Origin of the sequence: Streptomyces sp. NPDC007971, assembly GCF_042958635.1 — a bacterium.
Classification (GTDB): domain Bacteria; phylum Actinomycetota; class Actinomycetes; order Streptomycetales; family Streptomycetaceae; genus Streptomyces.
In genome coordinates, this window is sequence record NZ_JBIBJK010000019.1 from 64,557 (window position 1) to 83,340 (window position 18,784).

Here is an 18,784-nt window from a genome sequence, read left to right on the forward strand (position 1 = left end):
ACACCCCCGCCGGTCACCCCGCCGCGTCCACCAGGGCCAGGTCGTGCAGCCTCTCCGGTGGGCCCGGCCTCGCGTAGTACCAGCCCTGGGCCGTGTCGCAGCCCAGTATCCGCAGCTGCTCGGCCTGGACGCCCGTCTCCACGCCCTCGACGGTCACCGCGAGGTCGAGGCTGTGGGCCAGGGAGACGATGCCCTCGACGATCTTCAGGTCGACGGGATCGGCCGGGAACTGCTGCATGCCCTGGGTGAAGGAGCGGTCCAGTTTCAGGATGCTCACCGGGAGGCGGCGCAGGTTGGCGAGGTTGGAGTAGCCGGTGCCGAAGTCGTCCAGGGCGATGTCGACGCCCATCTCGGCGAGTCGGCGCAGCGGCTTGAGGAGATCGTCGTCGGCGCCGATCAGGGCCGACTCGGTGACCTCCAGGCAGAGGGCGTCCGGAGTGACGCCCGAGCGTTCGAGGATGTCCACCGTGTCCTGGACGAGGCCGGGATGGCTGAGCTGGCAGGGCGACAGGTTGACGTTGATGCGCAGCGGACCGGCGGTCGTCTGCGCTCCGTAGCGTTCTCGCCATTCGCGGGCCTGGCGGATGGACTCCTCCAGGACCCAGCGGCCCAGCGGGACGATCAGGCCCGTGTGCTCGGCGAGCGGGATGAACCGGTCGGGGCCGAGGACGCCGTGCTGCGGGTGCAGCCAGCGCACGAGCGCCTCGGCGCCGCGGACGCTGCCGTCGCCGAGATGGACCAGGGGCTGGTACTCGATGAAGAACTCGCCGCGCTCCAGAGCCGTCGGCAGGGCGGTGGTGAGGCCGTGCCGGGTGATCGCGCGGGCGTCGGCCTCGGGGTCGGCGAGTTCCGAGCGGTTGCCGCCCGCCGACTTCGCCCGGTACATGGTGATGTCGGCGCTGCGGAGGATCTCCGCGGCGGTGCGTTCACCCGCCGGGCCCTCCACGATGCCGAGGCTGCCGCGCACCAGCAGATCCCGGCCGTCGATGCTGACCGGGGTGATCAGCGCGTTCATGATGCGTTCGGCGAGTTCGTCGACCTTGCGCTCGGTGCCGGGCCCCGTGGTCAGGGCCACGAACTCGTCGCCGCCGAGCCGGGCGACCATCTCGCCGGGCGCGGTCGCGCAGGACTGGAGCCGGTCGGCGACCTCCACCAGCAGCCGGTCACCGGCCGCGTGGCCGAGGCTGTCGTTGACGGTCTTGAAGCCGTCCAGGTCGAGGTAGCACAGGCCGAAGCGCTGCCCGTCGCCCGCGTTGAGCACCTTCTCCAGGCGCTCGAAGAACAGCGTGCGGTTGGGCAGTCCGGTGAGCGCGTCGTGCGTGGCCTCGTAGCGCAGCCGGAGGTGGAGCAGACGCCGTTCGGTGGTGTCCTCCATCAGCGCGAGCTGGTACTGCGGGTTGCCGTCGGGGTCACGGAGCAGGGAGACCGTCAGGTTGGTCCACAGGACCGTGCCGTCGGGCCGGTTGAAGGCCTTCTCCAGGTGGTAGTGCTCGCGCTCGCCGCGCACCAGTTCGTCGTAGAGCTTCCAGGTCTGGGGGGCGTCCTCGGGGTGGGTCCAGTCGAACACGCGCCGGCCGAGCACGGACTGCTCGGAGAGCCCGAACATGCGCAGCAGCGCGCCGTTGACCTGGAGGACGTTGCCGTCCAGGTCGGCGATGCCGACACCTATGGCCGCGCCCTCGAAGACGGCGCGGAACCGGGCCTCGCTGGCGTGCAGGGCCTGCGCCACGACGCCCTGGGCCCGCAACGCGGCCTGGGCGATGGCCTCCTGCTCGGCGAGCGTGCGCTCGCGCAGCGCCTGCGCGTACCCGGCAGCCATCGCGTGCTGCAACCGCGAGGAACGCATGCGCAGTTCGTCCTGGGGGCCATCCTCGCCGCAGTAGAGCACCAGATAGGCGTCGACGCAGTCCAGGGTGCGGGCGAGCGCCTCCGGGTCGGTGCAGTGCGCCCAGACCAGGGCGGCGCCGACCGCCTTCGCCTCCTCGGCGTCGAAGCTGCGGGCCCGCAACAGGCCGCTCAACCGGCGTGCGAGCGGCAGGAGTTCCACCTCGAACTCGGCGCGGGTGAGCGATGTGGAGGTGATCGGGAACAACGACCGGCTCCAGATCGTCGTCAGGCGGCGCAGTCTGCCCTCCGGCCCGTCCGGCTCCCCGCTCACGCCGTACGCCCCACGCCGGCGATTCCGGAGAAGGCATAAGGGTCCTCGTCCTCCGGCGCCGATTCCGGGCGCCAGTGGGGCATCTGCACCAGTCCGGGTTCCACCATGTCGTACCCCTCGAAGAACCGCGCGATCTCGTCACGCGAGCGCATGATCAGCGGGTTGCGAATGTCCCTGTATACGTCCACCGCGCCCTCGGCCCGCTCCGGTGTCAACGGGATTCCCTCGTACGAGGCATGGGTGAGGATCAGCAGGCTGCCGGGCGCGAGCGCCTCGCGCAGTTCCGCCACCGCACCGAAGGGGTCGTCCGCGTCTTCCACGAAGTGCAGTATGGCAACGAGCAGGAGGGCAACTGGCCGATTCAGGTCGATCAGGCGCTCCCGCACGGGGCTGGAGAGTATCTCCTGGGGCTTGCGCAGGTCGGCGGCGATCACGTCGGCGGCCTCGTTGCCCTGGAGGACCGCCTGGCTGTGCGCCACCGCCACCGGGTCGTGGTCGACGTAGAGGACCCGGGCGCCGGGTGCGGCGGCCTGTGCCACCTCGTGGACGTTTCCGAACGTCGGGATGCCTGAGCCGACGTCCAGGAACTGGGTGATGCCCTCCTGGGCTGCGAAGCGCACGGCCCGGCGCATGAACGCCCGGTTGGCCTGCATGATCTTCGGCAGGCCCGGCATGAACTCCATCGCCTTGCGGGCCGCCTCCCGGTCGACCTCGAAGTTGTGCGATCCGCCCAGGTAGTAGTCGTAGATCCGCGAGACGCTCGGCACCGAGATGTCGATGCTCCGTGGGGCCCAGGCGGGACGCTCCATGTATCTCTCCAAGGCGTAGGCGACAGGGACAGGCGATCCGGTGTTCGAGCTGAGGCTACTGATCGCCTGCCAAAGGAGCGACCCGAACCGGAAATTGACCATCCGTTCCCGGTCACTGCCTGCGGCAAGTGCCCGTTCGACCCCGCTGCGTGACGGCCCGCCCGCGGGAGCCGCATGCCCCGACACAGCGGTCCGCCCCCTCCGTGCGGTGCGGAGGGGGCGGACCTTCGGCCGCGCGCCGGTGGGCGGGGCGATCGACCCTGGGGAGGTGATCTCTACTTGCCCGGCGCGCCGACCGGCTTGCCGTCGGGCGAGACGGCGTACCACGTGCCGCCGACGCCCTGACCGTTGGTGTCCCCGGGAGCCTTGTCGCCGGAGAAGGTGTAGATGGGCCAGCAGTTGACCGTCATCTGCTTCTCGCCGTCGGGCCTGGTGAAGCCCATGAGCCCCTTCTTCTTGACGCCCTCGGTGTTGTCGGCCTTGACCGGTGCGACGGCGGGCCACTTCTCCAGGCAGGCCCCGGCGCAGTTCGAGATGACCTTCGGCCAGGCCTTGTCCTTGAGGAAGCGGTAGACGGTCATACCGTTCTTGTCGACGATGATGTCGCCGAGCTTGGGGTCCTTCTTGACGGACAGACCGGGCAGGGAGGACAGCGAGGCCTTCTTGCCGTTGGGGGCGAGGGCGAACCACTTGCCGCCCACGCCCTGGCCGTTGACGTCACCGGCGTTGACGTCCTTGGCGTAGCGGTAGGCCGGCCAGCCGCCCACGGTCAGCTGCTTGCTGCCGTCGGCCCGGGTGACCTCGCCGAGCAGCGCCTTGTCGATACCGGCACCGGCCGAGGCGTCGTCGGCGGGAACCGGCGGCCAGGTGGTGGCGCAGTCGCCGTCGCAGTTCGACTTGGGCGGATTGGCGGTGTCCTTGTCGAACCGGTAGAGAGTGAGGCCGGAGCCGTCCGTCAGCACATTGCCCAGGTCGGGGTTGCTGGCCACGGTCAGCTTGCCCGCGGGCGCGGCCTCGGTCGGGGAGCTGGAACTCTGGTTGCCATCGGCGCCGTAGCCGTTGCCCGCAGCGGTCCCCGTGCCGGTCGTGGCACCCGGGTTGCCGTAGCCGCCCGCCGGGGCCGTGGCCCCGACGTTCTGGGCCGCCGAGGCCGGAGGGGTGCTGTTGTCCTGACCGCACGCCGTCGTCAGCGCCAGGACCGATGCGGCTGTGGCCACCAGTGAGGCGGTCCGCCAGGAGGTCTTCATCCTCAACTCCCAAAATTCGCCTGGATATTGCAGCGCCTGCTGCGTCGCCGCACGGTCATGGGTACGCAGGGGACCGGCCGGAGTGTTCAAAGCCCGGGGGAATTTCTTTCCGGATCCTGTGACGGGCCCTGCCTTCCGGGGGTGGCTGGGGGTCGCACGGGCGTACATATCGACCAGGCATGTCGGTTCCTCTCGTCAAACCATTGATCGCCTTATATCCCTCCTTCGGATCAATTCCGGCCCACTACCGGGTGCGACCGCGCTCAGCGCCTCATGATCTCCGTCGTGCATGGACCCGAAGTGACCCGATGTGCGCCCGCCACACGGGTGTTGGCCCTTCTGACCCTGACCTGGACCCTGGTGGGCTGCCCGGCCGGCACCGCGTCGGCCGACGCCTGCGCATCCGCCTCGACGGGCCCGGGCGGCACGGTGGCGGTCGCCGTGGCGGGAAGCGGCGACCGCTGGCCCACGCTCCCGCCGTGCCCGAGGCCGACACCGCCGCCGTGCCCGCCGACACCGACTCCCACCCCCACTCCCCCGCCGTCGCCGAAACCGACGCCCACCCCGTCGCCGAAGCCGACACCCAGGCCACGGCCCACACCCACGCCCACGCCGAAACCTCCACCGAGACCGAAGCCGAAACCGAGGCCGAAGCCGCCCGCCCCGCCGGCGCCCGCGCCGGCACCCGCGCCCCGGCCGATCCCGAGGCCCGTCCCGGCTCCCCCACCACCTGCGGCGCCGAAACCGAAGCCGACCCCCTCGCCCAAGCCCCGTCCGCGGCCCCTCGCGAGCCGGGTGAGCTACCCGGCGTACCACCCCCGGGCGACCACGCACACCGCGCCCGCCCACACCACGCCGGTCGTCTACGTCCTGCTCATCACCATTCCCGCGATCGTCGCCGTCGTGGCCCTGCGCCCGCGCTGACGGGCCGCCGCTCACTTTCTGGAGGTACCTGTTGTCGGATTGGCTTGTTCTCGTCCTCGCGATGCTGGCGGCCTGTGCCGTGGTGGTCGTGATCACCCTCGTCCGGCACAAGCGGGCACCCGACGACGAGGACCCCAACGAGACCCCGGACGTCATCGAGTACATGACCATGTGGATCGGTGTCGTGTACGCCATCGTCCTGGGCCTGGCCATCGCGGGTGTGTGGGAGGCGCGCAGCGCCGCCCAGGACCATGTGCAGGCCGAGGCCCAGGCGCTGCACGAGATCTCCGAGCGGGTGCGGGTCTACCCGCCGGACGTCCGTGACCGGATTCGGGACGACGTCAACGCCTATGTCGGACACGTCGTGCACACCGAGTGGAAGTCGATGACCCAGCACGAGCGGGTCACCGACCGCGGCACCGAACTGCTGGCGCAGGTCCGCCACGACGTCACGGACTACCGGCCGAGGAACGACTTCGAGGCGCAGGCCTACCAGCCGTTGCTGGACCAGATGGCCGCCGCCGACCAGGCGCGCAACGCGCGGGCCGACTCGACCGGGGCGACGATGCCGCACGTGGTGTGGTTCGGGCTGCTCACCGGGGCGGTCATCACCATCTGCATGGTCTTCGCACTGCAGATCCGGCGCACCCCGCGCGAGTTGATCCTGGCGGGGCTGTTCTCGGCGACCATCGCCTTCATGCTCTTCCTCATCTGGGACTTCGACGCGCCCTACAGCCGGGGCATCGCGGCGACCGCCCAGCCGTTCCTGAGCCTGTTCCCCGGCATCAAGGGGTAGCGCCGCCACGCACGGGCCTTCGCCCCGTCCCCTTGCGGGAGCCGGGGCGAAGGCCCGTCCGCGTGCGCCGCACTGCGGCGAAGGGGTTGCGGGGCTCCGGTCAGATCCGCTTCTCGTTGCGGCGCCGCACCCAGAACGCACCGCCCCCGACGACGGCCGAGGCCACCAGTCCGCCGCCGATGGCCATGTCGGTCCGCGTGGCACCGCTCGTGATGCTGCCGCCGACACCGCCCTGGACGCCGCCGAGCACCGAAAAGGCCGCCGGGCGGGTGAGGGTCCGGCCGTTGCAGTCGACCGTGATCTCGTAGTGGCCGGGAGCGGCGTCCCGGTCGATCATGGCCTCGCCCCGCGAGACGTCGTCGCGGATCGGGACCAGGTAGATGGAGCGAAAGGCACGCGAGGACGCCGTGCCGCCGTGGCAGCCGTCCACGGTGACGGTGAGCCGGCCGCCGGCGGCGACCACTCCGGGCGTGGCGATGATGTTGCGCGGATTGCCGTCCCGGTCGCCGAAGATGTCGCCCCGGCCCTCGCCCCGGTCGTGGTCGTCGCACCGGCCGAAGTTGTCGCCCCTTCCGTTGTCGCCCCTTCCGTTGTCGCCCCTTCCGTTGTCCCCCCGGCCGTTGTCCCCCCGGCCGTTGTCGCACCGGCCGAAGTTGTTGCCGTTCCCGAAGCCCGGTCCGAAGCCCGGTCCGATGCCGGGCCCGACTCCGGGCGCGACTCCGATACCGACTCCGGGCCCGACTCCGTTGCCCGGGACGGTGATGGCGCCGTTTCCGCCCGTAACACCCCCGTTGCCCATCCCGTCCGCGACGGCCACGGGGGTGGCGAGCCCGAGCGAGGCGACCACGGTGCACGCGGCCGCCAGGGCACGTTGGTTTCGCATCTGAACCTCCGCGGGAGGCACACCGGGTCCGGTTCCCGGTCGATCGGCGAGAAAGCACCTCCCGACATGACCCTCAGACGCGCGGAACACGCCCGCATGTCGAGAATGGTCCGTCCTGGTGAGCGGACACGCCGTATGAAAACCACATAATCGTATATTGCCGCAGGTCACGGACCGTCAGAAAATTCCTCTCCGCGGCAACTCGGATGGCGCACCGGGACGGTGGCCGGCCACCCGTTCGCCCGTTGCCCCGTCGCCCGCCGCTCGCGCGGGACTTAGCGTTTTCCCATGTTCGAAGTACCTGGCGACGGCCGTTTGGAGAGGGGTTGGCGAATGTATCCGTCCGAGCTGTCCGAACTGGCCGAGGAGGAGGAGCGGCGCAGAAAGCGCGCTCCGTGGGGCGTGATAGCGCTTCTTCTGCTGACCGGCCTGGCACTCATCCGGAACGGTTCGGGGGAATTCGATGTCGGACCGCCGCAGCCCGCGGCGGCGGCGGCCGCGGACGCGGACGCGAGTGCCCCCACGCCCGCTTCCGGGACGTTCACGGCCGCCCCCTCCCCCGCCCCTGCCGGCCTGCCGTTCTCCGCGGCCGACCGGATCCGGATCCCGGCCATCCAGGTCGACGCGCCCATCGTGCCCGTCGGCCTGGACGATCAGGGCTGGATCGGCGCTCCGCCGCCGGACGACCCCAATCTGGCCGGCTGGTTCACCGGTGCGGTCTCACCCGGCGAGAAGGGCACCTCGGTCATCGTCGGGCATGTCGACAACCAACAGGGACCCGCCGTCTTCTACGGACTGGGGGGGCTGCAGAAAGGCGGCCGGGTCGAGGTCCTGCGCAAGGACGGCAGGACCGCGGTGTTCGACATCTACGGAGTGGAGCTTTTCGCGAAGAGCAGTTTCCCCGGCGACCGGGTGTACGGCTCGAAAGGCACGCCGGAACTCCGGGTCATCACCTGCGGCGGCGGCTTCACCAAACAGCACGGCTACGAGGGAAATGTCGTCGTATTCGCCCGCTTGGCCGCGGTCCGCTGAGATGCCGTCACCGAGCGGGCGAATTCCGGGTCAGGACGTGCGACGGCCGGGCACGGTGAGGTGATAACCGGATTCCAGCAGATAGGGCAGATAGCGGCGGATGGCCTGCACGCTCTGCGAACGGTCGCCCCCGGCATCGTGGGACAGCACCACGACTCCGGGGGCGGCGCCGTTCTCCACGCGGTCCACGATGGTGTCGGTGCCGGGGGTCATCCAGTCGGTCGTGTCGACCGTCCAGGCCATCGGCTCCATGCCCATCTCCGCACCGAGTTGGAAGGCCGCGCGGTTCCAGGCGCCGTAGGGGGCACGGAACCACTGGGGGCGCTCCCCGTAGGCGTTCTCGATGGCACCGCTGGTGCGCTCCATCTCCTGGCGGATCTCCTTGCGACCGAGAGTGGTCAGCAGCGGATGCGTCCAGGTGTGGTTCCCGACGACGTGCCCCTCGTCGGCCATCCGGGCCAGCAGTTTCTTGTTCTCGACCACCATCTCGCCGCACACGAAGAACATCGCCCGTACGCCGTACTCGGCGAGGGTGTCGAGGATGTGCGGGGTGTACTCCGGGTTGGGCCCGTCGTCGAAGGTCAGCATCATGTGCCGGCCGCGTGCGGAGATCCGCAGGATGGGTTCGTGACGCACCTTCAGCTTGTGCGGCGCGGCGCGCGGGGGGCCGTATCCCGTGAGCGGCTGGAGCCGGAAGGCGGAGGACTTCAGCACCTGGCGGGCCTGCGGGCCGGCGACGGGGGCGGCGGTGCGGGCCGCGTCCTCGCCGCCGGCCGCCACGATGACTCCGGCGGTGCCCGCGGACCCGAGGGCGGCGGCGCCCGCGAGCAGCATCCGGCGCCGCGTGAACAACTGATCTTTCTGCATGACTCATCAGTCGCCCGCCAGGCCTCCGGCTCACCGCAGCGGCACCGGTGCGGCGGCGGGAAAGCACCCGGTCGGACCAACGGGGGGCCGTTGTGGTCCGCCGCTCGGGCGTCTGGTAATCAGTCGGTCCACAGGAAACAGCCATCAGGGATTCGGGGGCGGACGAGTTGGTCACGCACGGGGGAACGAACGGGGCGCCGAGTGGGGTGGCGCGCAAGGGGCTTGCGGTGGTGCTGCTCGCGGTCGCCCAGTTCCTGGTCGTCTTCGACACGATGGTCTTCGCGCTGGGCCTGCCGATGATCGCGGCCCACCGGCAGCTCTCGTTCTCCGGGCTGACGTGGCTGCTGTCCGTGTACGGCGTCTGTTTCGCCGCGCTGCCCGTGCTCGCGGCGGCGATCGGCAGGGCGTTCGGGCAGCGGCGGGTGCTGATGGGCGGGCTGGCGCTGTCGAGCATCGCCGCGGCGGCGCCCGCGCTGTCGTCCGATGCCGGGGTGCTGCTGGGCTCACGGGCGGTGCAGGGCGTCGCGGCCGCGGCGATCACGGCCTGTGCCCTGGCGCTGATCGATTCCACGCACCCGCGGGGTCCGGGCCGGGACCGGGCGCTGAACGTGCACTTCGCGGTCGTCGCCTCGGCCTCGCCGGCCGTGGTGCTGCCGTGTTCCCTGCTGCTGAGCACCGTGCAGTCGGAGGACACGGTCTTCTGGGTGCAGACGGTGGCCGGGCTGGTGCTCCTGCTGCTGGCCCCCGTGGCGCTGACCGAGTCCACGCCCGTTCCCGGCGCCGGGGCCGGGGCGGCCCGGGCCGCGCTGGCCGTCGTTCCGCTGGGCTTCCTGGCGTGGTTCACCGACTGGCTCGGCGGCCGGAGCCTGTCCGTGACCACGGTCATCACCGTGGCCGTGGCCGGAGCGCTGGTGCCGTCCGTGCTGGGCTGGTTCGGCCGGCGCGAGGGGGTGCCGGAGCTGTTCGCCCGGCTGGACCGGGACCGGGGGGCGTTCGGCGCGTACACGGTGGTGGCGCTGCTGGCGGCGGGCCTGGCCGGTGTCGTGTTCGCCCTCACCATGGCCACGCAGGTGCTCGGCGACCTGTCCGCGATGCAGGTCGGCTGGGCCCTGCTGCCCGCCGTCGCCGGCGTGGTGCTGGGGTGTCTGGCCCTGCCCGCCCTCGCCGCCCGCGTCGGACTCGCCGCCACGGTGGCCGGCGCCTGCGGTGTGTCGGCCGCCGGCTTCGTCCTGCTGAGCCTTCCGGGGGCGGGCTACGGCTTCGGCGACGTGCAGCTGCCGCTGCTGCTGATCGCCTTCGGCTGCGGTGTGCTCGCCCTGCCCGCGGGCTTCGCCCGTTCGGGAAGCGGTGCGCTCCCCCAGGGGCTGAACTCCTCCCGGCAGCTCGGCGCGGGCCTCGGCGTGACCCTGGTGACCGGAATCATCCAGGTCGCCGAGGAGCGGACGACGGCCTCGACGCTCAGCGGCCCCAACCCGTTCAAGGCCGGCCTGGAGGGCGCGGTCCGGGACTGCTTCGAACTCGGGACGGCGCTGTGCCTGACCGCCGCGGTCGTCGCGCTGCTGACCCTGCCCCGGCAGGTCGTGCCGGCGGCCGGACCGGAGCCGGACGTCAGCGGCGGCGCACCAGCGGGAACGGCAGGGTCTCCCGGATCGTCAGCCCGGTGAGGAACATGACCAGCCGGTCGACGCCGATGCCGAGCCCGCCGGTCGGGGGCATGGCGAATTCGAGGGCCTCCAGGAAGTCCTCGTCCAGCTCCATGGCCTCGGGGTCGCCGCCGGCTGCAAGCAGGGACTGCTCGGTGAGCCGTCGGCGCTGTTCGACGGGGTCGGTCAGTTCGGAGTAGGCGGTGCCGAGTTCGGTGCCGAAGGCGACGAGGTCCCAGCGTTCGGCGAGCCGCGCATCGGTGCGGTGCTGGCGGGTCAGCGGGGAGACGTCGGTCGGGAAGTCCTTGTAGAAGGTGGGCAGCTCGGTGCGCTCCTCGACCAGCCGCTCGTACATCTCCAGGACCACGTCGCCCGGGCCGTCGTCGGCGGTGTACGGCACCCCCGTGCGATCGCACAGCCGGTGCAGCCTGAGCAGCTCGGTGCCGGGGCCGATCTCCTCGTCCAGCACCTCGGACAGCGCCCCGTACACGGTCTTGACCGGCCACGGTCCCGAGATGTCGTACTCCCGGCCGTCCCTGCGGGCGACGGGGGAGCCGAGGGCGGCGGTGGCGGCGCCCTGGATCAGCTCGCGGGTGAGGTCGAGCATCACGTCGTAGTCGGCGTGCGCCTGGTAGGCCTCCAGCATCGTGAACTCGGGATTGTGCTTGTGGGAGATGCCCTCGTTGCGGAAGGTGCGCCCCAGCTCGAACACCTTCTCCAGGCCGCCCACGCACAGCCGTTTCAGGTACAGCTCGGGCGCGATGCGCAGGTAGAGGTCGAGGTCGTAGGCGTTGATGTGGGTGGTGAAGGGGCGGGCGTGGGCGCCGCCGTGGATCTGCTGGAGCATCGGCGTCTCGACCTCCAGGAAGCCGCGGTCCAGCAGTCCCTGGCGCAGGGCCTGCACGGCGGCCGAGCGGGCCCGGACGACGCCCCGGGCGTCCGGGCTGGTCACCAGGTCGAGGTAGCGGCGGCGGACCTTGGCCTCGGGGTCGGCGAGTCCGCGGCGCTTGTCGGGCAGGGGATGCAGGCACTTGCCGGTCAGCTGCCAGGAGGTGACGAAGACGGTGGGCTCGCCCTTGTCGCTCAGCCCCGCGCGTCCGGTGGCGGTGATGTGGTCGCCGATGTCGGTGTCGGCCCGGAAGCGGTCGAGGGCGGGTCCGCAGTCGCCGCGGGTGAGGGCCAGTTGGCGGTCACCCGACCAGTCGCGCAGGACGGCGAAGACGATGCCGCCGAAGTCGCGGACCAGCATGATGCGGCCGGCCACGGTGACCTCCTGGCCCTGGGGCACGTCGGCGAGGGCGTGGGTGGGGGCGGACACGCCGACCGGGTACGGGTCGGTGCCGGTGGCGCGCAGCCGGTCGAGTTTGCCGAGCCGGACGCGGACCTGGTCGGGCAGGGCCGCCTCGTGACCGGCGGGCCCGGTCTCGCCCCCTCCGTCGAGACCGAGCGCCGTCAGGGACGGCAGGCCCTCGGTGGTGGCGGGCCGCTGCCCGGCCTTCGGGTGCCCCTTTCCCCAGAGTTTGCGCAGGGACGGTACGGAGACGAACCCCTCGGCGATGCCGGAGGCCAGCCCGATGCGCGCGAGGGAGGCGGTCTCGCCGTAGCAGATGAAGCGGGGGTACCACTCGGGGTGGTACTTGGCGTTGGAGCGGTAGAGGGCCTCCAGCTGCCACCACCGGGAGAAGAACAGCAGCAGCCGTCGCCACAGGCGCAGGACGGGTCCGGCACCGATGCGGGCGCCCTCCTCGAACACGGAGCGGAAGACGGCGAAGTTCAGGGAGATCCTGTGCACCCCCAGTTTCGGGGCGGCCGCGCACAGTTCGGCGGCCATGAACTCCATGACCCCGTTCGGGGCACTGCGGTCACGGCGCATCAGGTCCAGGGAGACGCCGTCCCGTCCCCAGGGCACGAAGGAGAGCAGCGCCAGGAGGCTGCCGTCCTCGCCGAGAGCCTCCACGAGCAGGCAGTCGCCGTCGGCGGGGTCGCCGAGCCGGTCCAGGGCCATGGAGAAGCCGCGTTCGGTCTCGGTGTCCCGCCAGGCGTCGGCCTTGTCGACGATCTCCTCCATCTCCCGGTCGGTGAGCGTGGCGTGGCGGCGGATGCGGCAGGTGGCGCCGGTGCGGCGGACCCGGTGGACGGCCTGGCGGGTGACGCGCATGTCGCGGCCGTCGAGGTCGAAGCCGGGCACGTGCAGGATGGCCTCGTCGCCGAGCTGGAGGGCGCCGAGACCGGCGCGGGCGTAGGCGCGGGCGCCGTCCTCGGAGGCGCCCATGACCGCGGGTGCCCAGGCGTAGCGGCGGGCCAGGTCCAGCCACTCGGCAATGGCGTGCGGCCAGGCCTCCAGGTCGCCGACGGGATCGCCGCTGGCGAGGCAGACCCCGGCCTCGACGCGGTAGGTGACGGCGGCCTTGCCGCTGTCGGAGAAGACGACGGCCTTGTCCCGGCGGGTGGCGAAGTAGCCGAGCGAGTCCCGGTCGCCGTAGGCCCGCAGCAGGGCGCGGATGCGGGCCTCCTCGTCGCCGTGCAGGGCCGCCTCCAGGCGCTGCGAACGGAACAGCGCGGCGGCGGCGTTCAGCAGGGCGAGTGCGCCGAACAGGCCGAGCAGGAAGCTGACCTTGCGCGGGGGGCGCCCGCCGAAGGAGCCCTCGGAGACCAGACCGCCGCACACCCGTGCGGCCGCCCAGGCCAGGTGCTGGCCCTCCGGAAGGGATCCGGGGAACAGCGAGACCAGGCCCCAGCCGACCACGATCGCCACGGCGAGTCCGGCCAGCAGCACGCCCAGTGCCCGCCACACGGCGCCGCGGCGGGAGGCGGCGTAGAACTCCTTGCGGGCCACCAGCAGCAGGACCAGCAGCAGGGTGCACAGCACGAGGGAGGGCAGCGACGCGGCGAACTGGCCGAGGGCCACGCCGAGGATGTCGCCGAGGACCAGCAGCCCCAGGTAGACGACGACCAGCCACCAGGCCGCCTTCTTGCGGGCGGCGGTGGCGGCGGCCAGCAGGAACAGGAAGACCGCGTAGGCGAGGTTGGCGCTGATCGGGATCAGGAGCAGGTCGAGGGCGTGCGCGACCGGGCGCAGGAGGTGGCGCAGCGGGGCGAAGAACGCGAGCAGCGCGCAGAGCAGGCCGAGGGCGGCGAAGAGGGTGCCGAAGGCCTCGGGCACCCAGCCGAGGCGGCCGCCGGCGCGCGGACGCATCGGGCCCGGGGCATCCCTTCGTGCGGCCGGCCCCGCGGTGGCAGTCATGGTTCCGACTCTAGGAAGGGCCCGGGCGGCTCGCCCGTCGAGCAGCCCCGCGCGGACCGTCCGTCGAGCAGGCCATGGCCTCGGCGGGAAGCACCGATTCCGATAACCTCGGGATGTGACGGAGCAGCACGGACAGCACGCGTACCGGTTCGAGCGGGGCACGGACGGGCCCAAGGTCATCGTGGTCGGGATGGACGGCTCCGACTCCTCGATGCGGGCCGCCGCCTACGCGGCCGGTCTGGCCCGGCGGCAGAACGCCCTGCTGGCCGCCGTGTACGTGCAGCCGGTGCTCGCGGCCGGGGCGGCCCTCGGGGCGCCGGTGGCCGAGACGACCGACGAGATCGCCGAGGACCTGATCGCACAGATCCGTGAGGCCACCGAGCGGGTCAAGGGGATATTCGACGTGCGCTGGGAGTTCCACACCTTCCGCGGCGACCCCTACACCGGTCTGGTGAAGGCGGCCGACGAGCTGACGGCGGACGCGGTGGTGGTGGGCGCCTCCGAGCAGGCCGGCCACCGGATCATCGGCTCGGTCGCGGTGCGTCTGGTGAAGGCGGGACGCTGGCCGGTGACGGTCGTGCCGTAGTCCGGGGTGCGCGCGGGAGCAGCACCGGGGTCGCCAGCAGCAGGACACCGGCAAGGGCGATCGCGGCGCGCGGTCCGGTGAGGCTTGCGAGCAGGCCCCACAGAGCGGTCAGGGCGGCCGTGGTGGCCTTGCCGGTGACCGACCAGGCGGACAGGGTGCGGGCGACCCGGTCGTCCGGGATGCACTCCATGCGGCGGGTGACGGAGACCGGGTTGAAGACGGCCGAGCAGGTGATCACCCCCAGCTCCAGGGCCATCACCAGGAGCAGCCCGGGCGGGCCGGGCCGCACGAAGGCCAGCCCGACGGGCCATACCGCGCGCAGGGTGCCCGCGGTGCGCAGTACCCGCAGCTGCCCGTACCGGGCGACGAGCGGGCGGGCCAGCCGGGAACCGAGGAGGCCGCCCAGGGAGGGCAGGGCGAAGGCGAGGCCGTACTGCCAGGGGGCGAAGCCGAGCGGGCCGAGCATGAGGACGGCCAGCGGCGGTGCGGCGACCATGATCATGGCGTTGGACGCCAGTGTGTTGAGGAACAGGGGCCGCAGCTGCGCGCTGGTGAGGATGGTCCGCCAGCCTTCGAACAGGTCGCCGGGCCGCAGTCGGCCGGCGCCGGTGCGCTCCGGGCGCGGCTCGCCGCTGCCGACGGCCCGGATGCCCAGGGCCGACAGCAGAAAGCTGACCGCGTTCGCCACCACCGTCGTGACCGGACCGAACAGGCCGACGGCGGCACCGCCGAGGGGCGGTCCGAGGACCAGGGCGGTCCAGTTCGCCGACTCGAACCGGGCGTTCGCGGTGAGCAGCCGGTCGGCCGGCACGAGGCCCTTCAGAAAGGCTCCGGAGGCCGCGTTGAAGGTGATGTCGGCGGCCGCGACGACGACCGAGACCACCAGCAGCTGGCCGAGGCCGAGCCCGCCGAGCGCGTAGGCGGCGGGGATGCTGAGCAGCGCGGCGCACCGGACGAGGTCCGTCCCGGCCATCACGGGGCGTTTGCGCCGGAACTCCATCCAGGGGCCGAGCGGCATCGCCAGCAGGGCGCCCACGGCGGGCCCGGTCGCGGCGAGCAGCGCCACCTGCGCCGGTCCCGCGTGCAGGACGAGGACCGCCATCATCGCGAAGGCGTCGAAGGCGAGCCAGGTCCCGAACGCGCTGACCGAGTAGGCGGCCCACAGCCACCCGAACCGCCGCCCCATGCACAACCTCCCGTTGACCCGGCCATGAAAACGAGCAGGTGGCCGCGGAGGCAAACAACCGGAAGCGCCCCGGCCACAACCGACGGTTGTACGCTGAGGGGCTGCCGGGTGGACCTCGACGCCGTGCGCCCCATCGTCGTGGTGGTCGACGCGTGCCGGTCCCGGGAGAAGCGGGCCGGTTCCAGGAGGCCGCCGCCGTGCCGGGCGTCGCCCGGCGGGCCGTCCCCCGGCGGATCGCCGGGCCGGAGAAGGAGCCTGGCGCATTCCGCTCGCCGGCCCGACGCCGGGCCGTCCGCACGCCTCCGTCCGGGACGCGGCCGACCCCCGACCCGGCCCCGCCCCGCCGTGCCGTGCGCCGGTCCGACCGACCGTCCGACCGCTTGACCGACCGACCGTCCGATCGCTTGACCGACCGACCGTCCGATCGCTTGACCGACCGTTCGACCGACCGCCTGACCAGCCGTCCGACCGGCCGACTGCCGGCCCGGTCCGCGGCGCGGATCCGGGCAGCCGCCAGGACCGAGCCCCTCGCGCCCGTGCGTGGCGTCTTCCGTCCGTGACTCCCCTGGGCCATCATGATCGGCCGTCAGCCGTTTGCCGTCGGCGAAGAGGTGAGGCGTATGGCCAAGCTCCGGGCAGGCGAAGGGATTCTCCGCCGCAAACCCATCGAGCACATCGAGGACACCGAGGTGGCCGAGGGCCCCCGGCTGGACAGGTCGCTCGGGCTGTGGCAGCTCACCGCGATCGGCGTGGGCGGCATCATCGGCGCGGGCATCTTCACGCTCGCCGGCACGGTGGCCAACGGCACGGCCGGACCCGCGGTCCTGGTGTCGTTCCTGATCGCCGGCCTGGCGAGCGCCTGCGCGGCGCTGTCGTACGCCGAGTTCGCCGGGCTGATCCCGAAGGCGGGGTCGGCGTACACGTACGGCTATGCGGTGCTCGGCGAGTTCGCCGGCTGGTTCATCGGCTGGGACCTGCTGCTGGAGTACACGGCGATCGTCGCCGTGGTCGCCATCGGCATCTCCGGGTACTTCGGGTTCCTGGTCGAGGAGATGGGGGCGAACCTGCCCGCCTGGATGCTGGGCGCGCCGGGCACCGGGCACGGGCACCGGGTCGATCTGTTCGCGGCCGTCCTGTGCCTGCTGATCGCCTGGCTGCTCACCCAGGGCATCCGCAGCGCGGCCCGCTTCGAGACGTTCGTGGTGGCACTGAAGGTGCTGGTGGTGCTGGTGGTGATCGCGGTGGGCGTGTTCCACATCAACACCGCGAACTACCACCCGTTCTTCCCGTTCGGCATCAGCGGCGCGTTCACGGGCGCGGCGACGGTGTTCTTCGCGGTGTTCGGCTACGACGCCATGTCGACCGCGGCCGAGGAGTCCAAGGACGCGCAGCGGCACATGCCGAAAGCCATCATCTACTCGCTGGCGATCTCGATGGTGCTGTACGTGGCGGCGTGTCTGGTGCTGACCGGCATGCAGAACTACAAGGACATCGACCCGGAGAGCGGCTTCTCCTCGGCGTTCAAGGCCGTGGGACTGAGCGGGCTCGCCGATGTGATCGCGGTGGGCGCGATCATCGGCATCCTCACGGTCATGTTCACCTTCATGCTGGGGGTGACCCGGGTCTGGTTCAGCATGAGCCGGGACGGGCTGCTGCCGCACTGGTTCGCCAAGACGCACCCCACCCGGCACGTGCCGACCCGGGTGACGTGGATCGTCGGGGCGGCATCGGCCGCGATCGCCGGGTTCCTGCCGATCGGTGAGGCGGCCGAGCTGACCAACATCGGCATTCTGCTGGCGTTCGTGGTGGTGTGCACGGCGGTGATCGTGCTGCGCTACCGGCAGCCCGACCTGCCGCGCACCTTCCGCACCCCGTGGATGCCGTTCGTGCCCGCGCTGGGGGTGGTCTTCTCGATCTGGCTGATCACGTTCCTGCAGTGGCAGACCTGGGTGCGGTTCGCCGTCTGGTTCGTGATCGGCTGCATCGTCTACTTCGGCTACTCCTACCGCCGCTCGGCGCTGGCCGGGCGACCGCCCGCCCGCTGATCAGTCGCCCATGGCAAGTCCGTCCGCGGCCGCCCCTCGACTGAGGACGACGTCCCTGATGCGGTCGCGCACGCCCTGCAGTTCGGCGCCCTGGGCGATCGCCGCGTTGAGGTCGACCACCCGGCCGGCGTCGACGTCGAACGCCTGCGGGATGAACTCGGCCTTGGCGACCGTCCAGCGGCCGCCGGGGCTCTTGGGCGGGGAGAAGGTGAAGCGGCCGATCGTGGACTCATTGCCGCGCGAGTCCCGCACGCCCTTGTCGTTGTACATCTCGCCGGCGATCTGGTCGCCCATGCCGTAGACCACCCAGGTGCCGTTGACCTTCTCGTACGCCTGCGGGACGTGCGCGTCGGTGCCGAGGATCAGGTCGACGTCCGGACGGCCGTTGGTCTTCGAGGCGGTGAGGCGCTGCGCGAGGTCGAGCTGGAGCCGGTCGGGGGCGTCCTGCCAGTCGGTGCCCCAGTGCACGGAGACCACGACGACATCGGCGCCCGACAGCCGCGCGGCGCGGGCGTCGTCGATGATCCGGTCCGCGTCGAGCAGGTTGACGGCCCAGGGCGCTTCGGCCGGGAGCGAGTGGCCCGCGGTGTTGTAGGTGTACGAGAGGTGCGCGACCCTGGCCGGGCCGGCCTGGAGCATCGTGACCGCGTGGGCCTCCTGCTCGGTGCGGGCGGTTCCGGGGTGTCCGAGGCCGGCCCGGTCCATGGCGTCCAGGGTGCGCATGATGCCCGGGCCGCCGTCGTCCAGGGCGTGGTCGGAGGCCGTGGAGCAGCCGTCGTACCCGGTCGCGGCGAGGCTCTGGGCGACCTGCGGCGGGGAGGTGACGTCCGTGGCGCCGGCGGGGGAGCCGTCGTCGCCGTAGACGGTCTCCAGGTGACACAGCGCCAGATCGGCCTGGCGCACGATGGGTTCGACGCCGGAGAGCATCGGGCGGTAGTCGTATCCGTTGCCGCCCGCGTCGTAGTGCGCCCGTTCGTTGACGGAGCCGTGCGGCAGGACGTCACCGGAGGCGACCAGGGTGAAGCCGCGGGCGGCGGTCGGCGCCGGAAGTCCCGGAACGACCACCTTGTGCCGGGCGACCTCCTGTCGTTGGTGGTTCTGGCAGGCGGCGGCTGCGGCGAGAATCGCGGTCATGGCCATCGCCACCTGGTGCCGTCGTCCGATCATCAGCTCACCCCGGGATCGTCGTATTTACCGACCACGTCTCGATAAACACATGGGTATGAATACCGCCTTCCACGCAAACAGCCCGGACGCCTTCTTTAACCCATCCGGTGCACACGCGGTCGCGGAAGGCCCGCCCTACCGTTCACCGACGCGATCGACCGTCCGCCGCAGATCCGTGCGCGTCCCCTGCCCCCCGG

The 18,784-nt window shown here is 71.8% G+C and carries 15 protein-coding genes; 6 read left to right on the plus strand and 9 right to left on the minus strand.

All coding sequences use genetic code 11. The features are described 5' to 3' along the window. Positions 1-13 precede the first annotated feature (13 nt). From ACFZCP_RS33390 to ACFZCP_RS33405, 4 genes are all read right to left on the minus strand, one after another. Complete coding sequence (locus tag ACFZCP_RS33390; protein WP_391434761.1) at positions 14-2,158, minus strand: EAL domain-containing protein; 2,145 nt, start codon at positions 2,156-2,158, stop codon at positions 14-16. Then, complete coding sequence (locus tag ACFZCP_RS33395; protein WP_362697031.1) at positions 2,155-2,967, minus strand: SAM-dependent methyltransferase; 813 nt, start codon at positions 2,965-2,967, stop codon at positions 2,155-2,157. The genes ACFZCP_RS33390 and ACFZCP_RS33395 overlap by 4 nt, the downstream gene beginning before the upstream one ends. A gap of 275 nt (positions 2,968-3,242) precedes the next feature. Next, positions 3,243-4,214, minus strand: a complete 972-nt coding sequence (locus ACFZCP_RS33400) for an SCO0930 family lipoprotein (RefSeq protein ID WP_391434766.1) — start codon at positions 4,212-4,214, stop codon at positions 3,243-3,245. A 263-nt stretch (positions 4,215-4,477) separates the two neighbouring features. Next, positions 4,478-4,981: a hypothetical protein gene (locus tag ACFZCP_RS33405; RefSeq protein WP_391434769.1), complete on the minus strand. Its 504-nt coding sequence runs from the start codon at positions 4,979-4,981 to the stop codon at positions 4,478-4,480. A 28-nt stretch (positions 4,982-5,009) separates the two neighbouring features. Here ACFZCP_RS33405 and ACFZCP_RS33410 point away from each other — a divergent pair, with 28 nt between their 5' ends. Both ACFZCP_RS33410 and ACFZCP_RS33415 read left to right on the plus strand, forming a co-directional pair. Beyond that, positions 5,010-5,138, plus strand: a complete 129-nt coding sequence (locus ACFZCP_RS33410; protein ID WP_362697025.1) for a hypothetical protein — start codon at positions 5,010-5,012, stop codon at positions 5,136-5,138. Between the two features lie 31 nt (positions 5,139-5,169). Beyond that, positions 5,170-5,934, plus strand: a complete 765-nt coding sequence (locus tag ACFZCP_RS33415) for a hypothetical protein (RefSeq protein WP_391434773.1) — start codon at positions 5,170-5,172, stop codon at positions 5,932-5,934. Positions 5,935-6,034: 100 nt separating this feature from the next. Here ACFZCP_RS33415 and ACFZCP_RS33420 read toward each other — a convergent pair whose 3' ends face one another. Continuing rightward, positions 6,035-6,817 carry a hypothetical protein gene (locus tag ACFZCP_RS33420; RefSeq protein ID WP_391434776.1) on the minus strand — a complete coding sequence of 261 codons (783 nt, stop codon included), beginning with the start codon at positions 6,815-6,817 and terminating at the stop codon, positions 6,035-6,037. Positions 6,818-7,150: 333 nt separating this feature from the next. Here ACFZCP_RS33420 and ACFZCP_RS33425 point away from each other — a divergent pair, with 333 nt between their 5' ends. Continuing rightward, on the plus strand, positions 7,151-7,849 hold the full coding sequence (locus ACFZCP_RS33425) for a class F sortase (RefSeq protein ID WP_391434781.1): 699 nt from the start codon (positions 7,151-7,153) through the stop codon (positions 7,847-7,849). A gap of 30 nt (positions 7,850-7,879) precedes the next feature. On the opposite strand, the gene ACFZCP_RS33430 is transcribed toward ACFZCP_RS33425, so the two are convergent. Then, complete coding sequence (locus ACFZCP_RS33430; protein WP_391434786.1) at positions 7,880-8,716, minus strand: polysaccharide deacetylase family protein; 837 nt, start codon at positions 8,714-8,716, stop codon at positions 7,880-7,882. Positions 8,717-8,943: 227 nt separating this feature from the next. Between ACFZCP_RS33430 and ACFZCP_RS33435 the strand changes: the two genes are divergently transcribed. Beyond that, positions 8,944-10,380 (plus strand): MFS transporter, encoded by a 1,437-nt coding sequence (locus tag ACFZCP_RS33435; protein WP_391434789.1) that lies wholly within the window; start codon positions 8,944-8,946, stop codon positions 10,378-10,380. Here the strand turns inward: ACFZCP_RS33435 and lysX are convergent. Next, positions 10,325-13,555, minus strand: a complete 3,231-nt coding sequence (gene lysX, locus ACFZCP_RS33440; protein ID WP_391435043.1) for a bifunctional lysylphosphatidylglycerol synthetase/lysine--tRNA ligase LysX — start codon at positions 13,553-13,555, stop codon at positions 10,325-10,327. The two genes, ACFZCP_RS33435 and lysX, sit on opposite strands and share 56 nt — an antisense overlap. A 163-nt stretch (positions 13,556-13,718) precedes the next feature. On the opposite strand from lysX, the gene ACFZCP_RS33445 reads away from it, so the two are divergent. Then, on the plus strand, positions 13,719-14,189 hold the full coding sequence (locus ACFZCP_RS33445) for a universal stress protein (protein ID WP_391434792.1): 471 nt from the start codon (positions 13,719-13,721) through the stop codon (positions 14,187-14,189). On the opposite strand, the gene ACFZCP_RS33450 is transcribed toward ACFZCP_RS33445, so the two are convergent. Next, positions 14,125-15,375, minus strand: coding sequence for an MFS transporter (locus ACFZCP_RS33450; RefSeq protein WP_391434796.1), 1,251 nt, complete (start codon positions 15,373-15,375; stop codon positions 14,125-14,127). The genes ACFZCP_RS33445 and ACFZCP_RS33450 overlap by 65 nt on opposite strands. A 620-nt stretch (positions 15,376-15,995) precedes the next feature. Here ACFZCP_RS33450 and ACFZCP_RS33455 point away from each other — a divergent pair. After that, the gene (locus ACFZCP_RS33455; protein ID WP_391434801.1) at positions 15,996-17,420 is read left to right on the plus strand and encodes an amino acid permease; all 1,425 of its coding nucleotides are present in this window, start codon (positions 15,996-15,998) and stop codon (positions 17,418-17,420) included. Here the strand turns inward: ACFZCP_RS33455 and ACFZCP_RS33460 are convergent, their stop codons facing one another. Then, a complete protein-coding gene (locus tag ACFZCP_RS33460; RefSeq protein WP_391434805.1) occupies positions 17,421-18,587 on the minus strand; it encodes a CapA family protein in 1,167 nt (388 codons plus the stop codon). Positions 18,588-18,784 lie beyond the last annotated feature (197 nt).